This window comes from Pseudomonas sp. K2I15 (genome assembly GCF_002204795.1).
Classification (GTDB): domain Bacteria; phylum Pseudomonadota; class Gammaproteobacteria; order Pseudomonadales; family Pseudomonadaceae; genus Aquipseudomonas.
The window spans coordinates 1-9,545 of sequence record NZ_NIXO01000104.1 but is presented as its reverse complement, the minus strand read 5'-3'; the positions used below and the strand labels follow the sequence as shown (position 1 = coordinate 9,545).

Genomic DNA, 9,545 nt, shown 5'->3' with positions numbered 1-9,545 from the left:
CGAATGCGGGGTGTCAGTCACTGAATGTGTTTCTGATACACCGCATTCGCGAGCAAGCCCGCTCCCACATTGGTTTTGTGTTGTTAGAGGGGTTTGTATTGCAGGCTGAACCCCAGCTCCAATGATTGGCCTTGCTCCAACAGCTTCAGCCCCGGCCTGCCCGGCAGGTGATGGGCATTCACGGGATGGCTCACCGGCTCGATGCAGAAAAAATCCAGCCCCGGCGGGCAATACAGCAGGTAGTAGTCGCTGCCGGTGGCCTTGCATTCCAGCGAGTAACCAAGGTCTGGCTGCTGGATGACGCAGTGCCCGTCCCATTGGCAAAAGCCATTGTCTACCAGGGCCTCGGGCAACGATTTTAGCTGTTGAAAGTCCCACTCGACGGGCACATTACCCAAGCCCGTCGGCAGTTTAGTTTCATCACTCATCCACACCTGCGAAGCCTTGGCCTGCAATTGCGTGCCCGGCCTGCGCGGCAGATACGGATGCAAGCCCAGCCCATGCCACGCGGCTTTTTCCGCCAGGTGCGTGACGCGCAGGCTGATGCTCAACCTGCCACCCTTCAACTGAAAGCGCTGCTCGGCGCGATACGCAAACGGTGTGACGCTGTCCAGTTGCAGCACCACTTCGTCGGCACCCTGACTGACCACCTGCCACGCCTGTTGCCAGGCGCTGCCATGAATCGGCAATGGGTCCAGCGGGCTGTTGGGCTCAAGCGCCAACCACCCAGACGGGGTATCGAAGCCACCTTCGGCAATCCGGTTCGACCAGGGCGCCAGCGGGAAACACGCCAGCTTGCCGGGCAGCCCGGTGGCCAGCGCCTGTTGATCGGTGTGGCGCAGCAAGGGTTGGCCGCTGCTGCGCACTGTCCAGTTGACGATACTCCCGCCCAACGCTGGCGCCAGCGTCAGGTGGGTTAGGTTGTCTTCGAGTTCAAGCATCATGAGTGTCAGCAGACCTATTGGATGATGGATGCTTCTGTGGCGAGGGAGCTTGCTCCCGTTGGGCCGCGAAGCAGCCCCAGTAAAGCTGGCGCAGTTATCCAGCAAGAACGCGGTGTCAGGTTTCAGGGCTGCTGCGCAGCCCAGCGGGAGCAAGCTCCCTCACCACAGCAAGCGCCCTCCACCACAAAAAGCGGTTCTCAGTGTGTGAGGGTTATAACACCAACCCAGGCAACCACAACGACAACGCCGGAATGTAGGTCACCGCCATCAGCACCAAAAACAGCACGCCATAAAACGGCAGCAGTGCCTTCACGGTCTTCTCAATACTGACCTTGCCCACCGCAGCCCCCACAAACAGCACCGCGCCCACCGGCGGGGTGATCAGGCCGATCCCCAGGTTCACCAGCATGATCATGCCGAAGTGCACCGGGTCGACGCCGATACCCAGTACTACCGGTAACAGGATCGGTGTGAGGATCAAAATCAGCGGCGCCATGTCCATCACCGTGCCCAGCAACAGCAGCATGGCGTTGATGCACATCAGGATCACATAGCGGTTGTCCGACAGGGTCAGGAACATCGTGGTGATCTTCGCCGGGATCTGCATCAGGGTCATGATGTAGCCGAAGCTGGCAGCGAACGCGATCAGGATCATCACGATGGAAATGGTGCGCACCGTGCGGTGCATCAGCTTGGGCAGCTCGCTCCACTTGTAGTCGCGGTAGATGAACATGGTCACGAAGAACGCCCACAACACCGCAATCGCCGCCGACTCGGTGGCGGTAAAGATGCCCGACAGAATCCCGCCGAGGATGATCACCATCGCCATCAAGCCCCACAGCGCCTCACCGCAGATTTTCAGCGCCTGTTTCAGCGGAATCACTTCACCCTTGGGGTAGTTGCGCTTTTTCGCGAAGATCAGGCACAGCACCATCAGGCAGGCGCTCATCAGCAGGCCTGGTACCACGCCAGCCATGAACAGCGAGGCAATCGATACCGTGCCGCCCGCCGCCAGGGAATACAGCACGGAGTTGTGGCTGGGTGGCGTCAGCAGCGCCTGCACCGAGCCGCTCACGGTGACGGCGGTGGCGAATTCCCGGGGATAACCACGGCGTTCCATTTCCGGAATCAGCACCGAACCCACGGACGCGGTATCGGCCACCGACGAGCCGGAGATCGCCCCGAAAAACGTCGAGGCCATGATGTTCACCAGGGACAAACCACCGCGCACAAAGCCCACCAGTACCCCGGCAAACGCCACCAGCCGGCGCGACATGCCGCCCTCGGCCATGATCGCCCCGGCCAGCACGAAGAACGGAATCGCCATCAGCGAAAACTTGTTCACCCCGCCGGCCACCTGAATCATCAGGGCCTGGAACGGAATGTCGATCCACCACGCGCCAATCAGCGCAGAAAGCCCCAAGGCATAGGCCACCGGCATGCCGATCAGGATCAAGGCGATAAAGCTGCCCAACAGAATCAACGCGTCCATTCAGGCAGCCCCTTCACTTTCTTCAACCAGGTCGAACCGCACGACCCGACGGTTGCTCTGGTCACCGAGCAAGAGTTTTTCCACCACAAAAACCAGCGTCAGCAGCCCGCCAATCGGGATCGGCATGTAGGTGATACCCACCCGCAAGGTCGGCATGGCGCTCATGAACTGGTTCCAGGTGGAGATGCACAACTTGGTGCCCCAAATCGCCATGAACAGGCAGATGGTGCCCATCAGCAGTTGCGAGACGATGCTGACGACTCGGCGTTGGCCGGGCGGCAGGCGGTCGGTGACCATCGCCACCGACATGTGCGCCCCGGCGCGGTAACTGGCGGCGGCGCCGACAAAGGTAAACACCAGCATCAACAGGATGGCGGTCGGTTCCGGCCAGCTGGAGCCAGTGCCGAGGACGTAGCGGGCGAAGATGCCCCAGGGGATGATCAGCGCGACGCCCAGAACGGCGAGGCCGGCGACCCAGATGCAGCTCATGTAAATGCGGTCGTTGATGCGCAGCAGTAAATTCTTCATGGCGTTCACCGTGACCGGGCGCGTCGATGCCGACCGCGCCGGGCCTTTTCTATAAGGGGAGGGCGGGTTACTCGACGGCTTCGATGCGTTTGATCAGGTCGGCATAAGGTGCGCCGTACTTGTCGCGAATCGAGGCAGTGGCCTCATAGAACGGTTTTTTGTCGATGTCGATGAACTCCACGCCAGCGGCCTTGAGCTTGGCTTCACTGCTGGCCGACTTGGCGTCCCACAGCTCACGCTCCTGAACCTGCGCAGCCTTGGCGGTATTTTTCACCAGCACCTGTTGCTCGGGGGTGAGCTTGTTCCAGGTGATTTTCGACATCACGATGGGCTCGGGCAAGATCAGGTGCCCGGTCAGGCTGTAGAACTTGGCGTTCTGGTAGTGGTTGTGTTCCAGCAGGGTGGGCGGGTTGTTTTCCGCGCCGTCGATCACCCCGGTTTGCAGGGCGCTGAAGATCTCGCCGGTGTCCATGGCAATGCCGTTGCCGCCCATGGCGTTGATGGTTTCGATGAAGATCGGGTTGCCCTGCACGCGGATTTTCATGCCCTTGAGGTCTTCGATCTTGCGCACCGGTTTCTTGGTGTAGATGTTGCGCGTGCCGCCGTCCATCCAGGCCAGTGCCACCAGGTTGAATTCGGAGTCGGTGATCTTGGCGAGGATCTCATCACCAATCTCGCCGTCGATGACCTTGCGCATGTGCACCTGGTCGCGGAATACGAATGGCATGTTGAACACGTTCACGTCCGGTACCACCGGCCCGACGATGCCGAGGCTGACCCGGGCCATCTGGATCGCGCCGACCTGCGCCTGTTCGACCACTTCCTTTTCCGAGCCCAGCACGCCGCCGGGGAACATCTTGAAGGTCAGGCCGCCTTTGCTTTCGGCTACCAGGGTTTTACCCAGTTGTTCTTCGGCGACGACGGTTGGGTAGCCGGCGGGGTGGATGTCGGCGAATTTGATTTCCAGCGCGTGGGCGGCGCTGCTGAGGGTGAACGCGAATGGGAGTGCAGCGGCGAGCAAGGTGCGTTTGAAGTCCATGGGGTGTCTCTCCAGTTTTGTTATTGTTTTGTTCAAGGCACAGCGATGCAGCTAGAGGATGAAGGTGGGTTCCGGCATTCCTTGTACGCCAGGATTGAGGGCGAAGACGCCGCCGGCGAGGGAGTGCGGGCTGTGGTCGTCGCGAATCGAGGTGACGAACAAGGTGTCCAGGCGGCTGCCACCGAAGGCGCACATGGTGGGTTTTTTTACCGGCACGGCCAGGGAGCGGTCGAGGCGACCGTCGGGGGTAAAGCGGTGAATCAACCCGGCATCGTTGGCGCAGATCCAGTAGCAACCTTCGGCGTCGATGGCCGCTCCGTCAGGGCGGCCGAGAAACTGATGCATGTCCACAAACAGCCGGCGGTTGGACGGCGTGCCGCTGTCGATGTCGTAGTCGAAGGCCCAGATCTGCTGTACCTGCGGGTGTGAATCCGAGAGGTACATCGTGCGCCCGTCGGGGCTGAAGGCCAGGCCGTTGGGGGTGATGAAACCGTTGAGTGCGGTGTGGGCGGGTTGGCCGCTCTCATAACGGTACAGCGCACCGTCGGCGGCATTGGCGCCCATGTTCAGCACCATGCTGCCGGCCCAGAACCGGCCCTGACGATCACAGCGGCCATCGTTCAGGCGCATGTCCGGGCGGGCGTGCTCGACGCTGGCCAGGGGCGCAGTGTCGAGCCTGCCGTCGTTGTGGGGTGTGAGCTGGAAAAAACCGGTTTCCATGCCCGCGACCCAATTGCCCGCAGTGGTGCGGGCGATGCAGGCGAGCATCTGCGGGGCTTTCCAGGCCTGCACCTGGCCGCTGGTGGCGCTCCAGCGTTGCAGTTCGCCGTTGGGAATATCCACCCAGTACAGGGCGTTTTCCCCGGGCACCCACACCGGGCATTCACCCACGGCGTTGCGGGCGTCGACAATCAGTTCTGCTTGCATGGCCACTCATTCCCTTGGGTTGGTCTGTGGTCAGTCACCGAACGGGCCGGCAGCACAAAACGCGCCGCCCTGGTACACCCGCGCCGGGTCGTCGATGGCGGGCAGCGGTTGGGCTTCCACCTGTTTGCGGAACACTTCGGAGGTGTCCCGTGGGGCGAAGCCCAGGTGCGCGGCGAAGCGGTTGTCCCACCACACATTGAGGTTATCCGACATGCCGTAGACCACGGTGTGGCCGACGTTCGGGGTGTACAGCGCGCGTTCGAGCAGTTGGGTGAGGTCGTCGAAGCTCAGCCAGGTGTGCATCATCCGGCGGTTTTGCGGTTCCGGGAACGAGGAGCCGATGCGGATGCTGACGGTCTCGATGCCGTAGCGGTCGAAGTAGAAACTGGCCATGTCCTCGCCGTAGGACTTGGACAGGCCGTAGTAGCTGTCCGGGCGACGCGGGGAGTGGGCGTCGAGGGCTTCGTCCTGTTTGTAGAAGCCGATCACGTGGTTGGAGCTGGCGAAGATCACCCGCTTGACCCCGTGGCGGCGGGCGGCTTCGTAGATGTGGAAGATCCCGCAGATGTTCGCGCCCAGCACTTCCTCGAAGGAACGCTCCACCGATACGCCGCCGAAATGCAGGATCGCGTCGACGCCTTCCACCAGGTGGTGCACTGCTTGTTTGTCGGAGAGGTCGCAAGGCAGCACTTCTTCGCCCTCATCCGCGGCCGGGGCCATGTTGGCGATGTCCGACAGGCGCAGCACCTTGGCGTAAGGGCGCAAGCGTTCGCGCAGAACTTTGCCCAGGCCACCGGCGGCGCCGGTGAGCAGCAGGCGGTTGAACGGGGTAGGAGCGGTTGTGGTGGTCATGGTGATCCCGTTATTGTTGTAGGTTGTCGTATGACTAAATCGGAGTATCGTTAGGGTTTCCTACACTTGTCAACGGCCTTGCTGACGACGCCGATCAAATGTGGGAGCGGGCTTGCTCGCGAAAGCGGTGGCCTCAGATACAGGTGCATTGACTGACACTCCCCCTTCGCGAGCAAGCCCGCTCCCACACTGGTTTTGTTGTGCCTGTTGGACCCCGGTTCAGCTCTGGAAGCTACAACAACGAAATCGGGTAACTGATGAATATCCGGTTTTCATCAAACTCATTGGTACTGAAGTCCCGGCGCATCGTCGCGTTGCGCCACCGCACATTCAGGTCCTTCAGCGCACCGCTCTGCACCGTGTAAGCCAGTTCCGACTCACGGCCCCATTCCTTGCCATTGGTGATCGCCCCGGTGTGCACGTTATCGCCGCTGATATAGCGGTTCATCATGGTCAGCCCCGGAATGCCCAGCACCACAAAGTTGAAGTCGTGCCGCACCTGCCAGGATTTTTCCTTGGCGTTGTCGTAGCTGGCGTTATAGCTGTCGTTGGCCAGGGTGCCGCCGCTGGTGCCATTGACCCGCATCCAGGCGCTGTCACCGGTGAGTTTCTGCAGGCCGATATAGAAGCTGTTGCCTTTGTATTTGGCCGAGAGCAGGGCGAACGCGGTTTTGTTGTCGAGGTCGCCGGCCAGGGCCTTGCCGTCTTCCTTGCCGGTGAAGTACCCGAGGTTGGCGCCCAGGGTCCAGTCGCCCACGGGCTGGCTGTGGGTGAGGTTGAAATACTGTTGCTGGTAGATGTCGCTGAGTTCGGCGTACCACACGCCCACCTGGGTGCGTTTGTCGTTGAAGGTGTATTCGCCGCCGCCGAAGTTGAAGCGGTCGGAGGTGAACGCGGCTTTGCCGTTGAGGAACATGTCCTCCATGCTCGCGTCGTTACGCGGGCTGTTGCCGCGGAACTGGCCGCCGTAGAGGGTCAGGCCGGCGATTTCATTGGAGGTGACCTGGCCGCCACGGAAGGTTTGTGGCAGTGAGCGGCCGTCGTCGGAGCGCAGGATCGGCAGCACCGGCATCCATTCGCCCACTTTCAATTCGGTGTTCGACAGTTTGGTTTTCAGCGCCACACCCAGGCGCCCGAAATTGTCGGCGGGGCGGCCATCGCTGCCGACCGGCAGCAGTTGGGTACCGGCGGTGCCTTTGCCTCCATCGAGTTTTTGCGAGTACAGGCCCAGCACATCGAGGCCGAAGCCGATGGTGCCTTGAGTGAAGCCGGACTTGGCATCAAGGATGAAGTTCTGCGTCCACTCTTCGGCCTTGCCCTGGGGATAAGCCGGGTTGGTGAAGTTACGGTTGAAGTAGGCGTTACGCAGGTTGAGCGTGGCTTTGGCGTCTTCGATGAAGCCTTCTGCCGAGGCGGTGATGGGGAGGGTGAAGGCCAGGCTGCTCAAGCCGATGGCGGCGAAGCGGGTGGTGCAGGAGAAATGGCGGACGTGTTGGCTCACAGTGACGCTCCCTTGTTTTTTGTTGTTTTTATTTTTTGTTATACGTTGTCGTACAACATTGGAGGCGATATTTGCGAGGTTTTCGGGGGTTGTCAATCGAAAGTTATACGATGACACCCATGGTCAAGGGCGTCAGGGGGAAAGGGTTTACCCAGCAACAGTCATGGGCGGCAAGGTGCCAAGAAGTGAAACGGCGGCTACCGCTGAAACACCTAGTAACCATTCTGTCGTCACGCTGGCCTTCAATGCCGGCAGTCGCTGCTCGCAGTTATGGATTCGCAGGCGGTTCAACAGCGCCAGTGCGAGCATGCCGAACACCAGCAACACCTTGATCAGCAGGATCAGGGCGAACCCGCTGAACAATGGCGTTGGCCAGAACTGCCCGGTGAGTACCCGCACATTGATCAGGCCGGTCACCAGTAATCCCGTCACCAGGCCGTAACCGATGCCACTGAAGTGCTGGAGGATCGGCTCCAATGGGTAGCGGGGCGATTGCCTGAGGATCAACACCAGCAACAACAGCCCGCCCAGCCAGGCGCCGACACACACCAGGTGCACCACCTGATTGAGGATCAGCAATTGCCCGGCCAAGCCATTGAGCATGGCGCCATGGCCCACGGGTGCCAGCGTCGCCAGCAGCAGTGCGCAAAGTGGCAGGCGCACAGCCTTCCACGGTGTCATAAGCCCAAGCACCAGCAGCACGTTCAGCACCAAGTGCCAGGTCCAGACCTGACCGAAGAAGGTTTTACCCAGCACCAACTGCACGGTCGACAGTTCCAGCGCGCCCAGCCCCACACCGGCCATGCTCGCGCTGATCAACAGCAACCACGCCACCCCCGACACCAGTGCCAGCCAGGCCAACCCTTGGGTGATGCACGACAATTGGCGGTCCAGCAGCGGTTGCGGTCCTGCGCCCAGCAGCCAGGGCCTGAACACGCAGGCCCCGAACATCAACAACACCACGATGAAATGCAGGAAGCGGCACAGCACCAGCAGGGTGGCCATGGATTATTGGCCGACCTTGAAGCTGTATTCACCGTTGCTCTTGTGGGTATCAACCGAGACGGCGTTCCACACCACTTTGTAGTTGCCGGCGGCCAGCGGCGCAGCCGGTGTTACCACCAATACTTTTTTGTCGGCGTCCGGGGTTTCCAGGCCTTTGATCGCGACTTCAGTGCCGTCCTTGCTCAGGGACACCTTGGTGAAGGTCGCCTCGACGCCTTCGGAGAAGGTCAGCCGCAGGTCCTTGGGCGCGGCGACGCTGCTGTCGGCAGCAGGCGTGGAGCTTTTCAGGTGGGCGTGGGCAAAGGCGGCCGAAGCGCCGAGCAGGGAGGCCAGCAGGGCGACGGTGGTGAGGGTCTTCTTGATCAACATTGTTCAATACCTTCAGGTGAGAGTCAGTCGTTCGGTAAAGCCATGTGCAACAAGGGGGTGGCGATGCTAACCAATCCGCTTTCCACGGGAAAGGTGCTTGTACGAAGTTTCACAGTGGCGTGTCGCCGCGACTTAGAGCGGATGGTAGTCTTGAAGCCATGTTGTTGTCAGGGAGCCCTTATGGGCAATCACAAGATCGGTATTCGTCGGGTCAACGTCGAAAAGATTCTGCTGGCGGCTGAAAAGGTCTTCGCCGAGAAGGGCTATGGCAGCACCGCCATGGCTGACATCGCTGAAGAAGTGCAACTGCCGCGCTCCAACCTGCATTACTACTTCAGCACCAAGAGCGAGCTTTACAGCGCGGTGTTGTTCGACCTGCTGGAGGTGTGGAAGCAGGACGCCTTGTGCTTCGAGATGTTCGACGACCCGCGGGTGGTGCTCAGCAGCTACATCCGCGCCAAGATGCAGCACTCGCGCAGCCGGCCCTATGGTTCGAAAGTCTGGGCCAACGAAATCATCCACGGCGCGCCGACCCTGGGTGAGGCGCTGGACGTGAGCCTGTACGACTGGGCCAAGATGAAAGAGGCGAAGATTCGCCAGTGGGTGGAGGACAAACGCATCCTGCCCGTGGAGCCGTCGAGCCTGCTGTATATGATCTGGGCGTCGACCCAGCACTATGCCGACTTTGATCATCAGGTGAAGATTCTGAATGATCATCAGCCGTTGTCGGATATGCAGTTTGAGCGGGCAGTGCAGACAGTGACGAGTGTGATTTTGCGGGGGATTGGGTTGGAGCCTTGAGGTGTGTGGTGTTGGTACCAGCCTTTGTGGGAGCGGGCTTGCTCGCGAAGGCGGTGTTTCAGTCACCGGATGTGTTGACTGACACAC

General features: G+C 60.7%; 10 protein-coding genes. 1 reads left to right on the top strand and 9 read right to left on the bottom strand.

Annotation, left to right across the window (positions count from 1 at the left end):
• Window positions 1–83: 83 nt before the first annotated feature.
• The 9 genes from CEC48_RS29855 to copC form a co-directional block, all read right to left on the bottom strand.
• Window positions 84–944, bottom strand: a complete 861-nt coding sequence (locus tag CEC48_RS29855; protein WP_088427103.1) for an aldose 1-epimerase — start codon at window positions 942–944, stop codon at window positions 84–86.
• 211 nt (window positions 945–1,155) lie between these two features.
• Complete coding sequence (locus CEC48_RS29845; RefSeq protein ID WP_088427101.1) at window positions 1,156–2,436, bottom strand: TRAP transporter large permease; 1,281 nt, start codon at window positions 2,434–2,436, stop codon at window positions 1,156–1,158.
• Window positions 2,437–2,964 (bottom strand): TRAP transporter small permease, encoded by a 528-nt coding sequence (locus tag CEC48_RS29840; protein WP_088427100.1) that lies wholly within the window; start codon window positions 2,962–2,964, stop codon window positions 2,437–2,439.
• A 67-nt stretch (window positions 2,965–3,031) separates the two neighbouring features.
• Window positions 3,032–4,003 carry a TRAP transporter substrate-binding protein gene (locus CEC48_RS29835; protein ID WP_088427099.1) on the bottom strand — a complete coding sequence of 324 codons (972 nt, stop codon included), beginning with the start codon at window positions 4,001–4,003 and terminating at the stop codon, window positions 3,032–3,034.
• Window positions 4,004–4,054: 51 nt separating this feature from the next.
• Entirely contained in the window at window positions 4,055–4,930 is an 876-nt protein-coding gene (locus CEC48_RS29830) for an SMP-30/gluconolactonase/LRE family protein (protein ID WP_088427098.1), read from the bottom strand.
• Between the two features lie 30 nt (window positions 4,931–4,960).
• Window positions 4,961–5,782, bottom strand: coding sequence for an NAD(P)-dependent oxidoreductase (locus CEC48_RS29825; RefSeq protein WP_088427097.1), 822 nt, complete (start codon window positions 5,780–5,782; stop codon window positions 4,961–4,963).
• 232 nt (window positions 5,783–6,014) lie between these two features.
• Window positions 6,015–7,283, bottom strand: coding sequence for an OprD family porin (locus CEC48_RS29820; RefSeq protein ID WP_088427096.1), 1,269 nt, complete (start codon window positions 7,281–7,283; stop codon window positions 6,015–6,017).
• 147 nt (window positions 7,284–7,430) lie between these two features.
• Entirely contained in the window at window positions 7,431–8,288 is an 858-nt protein-coding gene (gene copD, locus CEC48_RS29815) for a copper homeostasis membrane protein CopD (protein WP_088427095.1), read from the bottom strand.
• Between the two features lie 3 nt (window positions 8,289–8,291).
• The gene (gene copC, locus CEC48_RS29810) at window positions 8,292–8,657 is read right to left on the bottom strand and encodes a copper homeostasis periplasmic binding protein CopC (protein ID WP_088427094.1); all 366 of its coding nucleotides are present in this window, start codon (window positions 8,655–8,657) and stop codon (window positions 8,292–8,294) included.
• A 180-nt stretch (window positions 8,658–8,837) separates the two neighbouring features.
• Between copC and CEC48_RS29805 the strand changes: the two genes are divergently transcribed.
• Complete coding sequence (locus CEC48_RS29805; protein ID WP_003207828.1) at window positions 8,838–9,458, top strand: TetR/AcrR family transcriptional regulator; 621 nt, start codon at window positions 8,838–8,840, stop codon at window positions 9,456–9,458.
• Window positions 9,459–9,545: the final 87 nt, after the last annotated feature.

Bases quoted from the DNA above. Each gene is read 5' to 3' on its own strand.
- CEC48_RS29830 (WP_088427098.1), bottom strand. From the start codon at position 4,930: ATGCAAGCAGAACTGATTGTCGACGCCCGCAACGCCGTGGGTGAATGC.
- CEC48_RS29840 (WP_088427100.1), bottom strand. From the start codon at position 2,964: ATGAAGAATTTACTGCTGCGCATCAACGACCGCATTTACATGAGCTGC.
- CEC48_RS29835 (WP_088427099.1), bottom strand. From the start codon at position 4,003: ATGGACTTCAAACGCACCTTGCTCGCCGCTGCACTCCCATTCGCGTTC.
- CEC48_RS29855 (WP_088427103.1), bottom strand. From the start codon at position 944: ATGATGCTTGAACTCGAAGACAACCTAACCCACCTGACGCTGGCGCCA.
- CEC48_RS29845 (WP_088427101.1), bottom strand. From the start codon at position 2,436: ATGGACGCGTTGATTCTGTTGGGCAGCTTTATCGCCTTGATCCTGATC.
- copC (WP_088427094.1), bottom strand. From the start codon at position 8,657: ATGTTGATCAAGAAGACCCTCACCACCGTCGCCCTGCTGGCCTCCCTG.
- CEC48_RS29805 (WP_003207828.1), top strand. From the start codon at position 8,838: ATGGGCAATCACAAGATCGGTATTCGTCGGGTCAACGTCGAAAAGATT.
- CEC48_RS29825 (WP_088427097.1), bottom strand. From the start codon at position 5,782: ATGACCACCACAACCGCTCCTACCCCGTTCAACCGCCTGCTGCTCACC.
- copD (WP_088427095.1), bottom strand. From the start codon at position 8,288: ATGGCCACCCTGCTGGTGCTGTGCCGCTTCCTGCATTTCATCGTGGTG.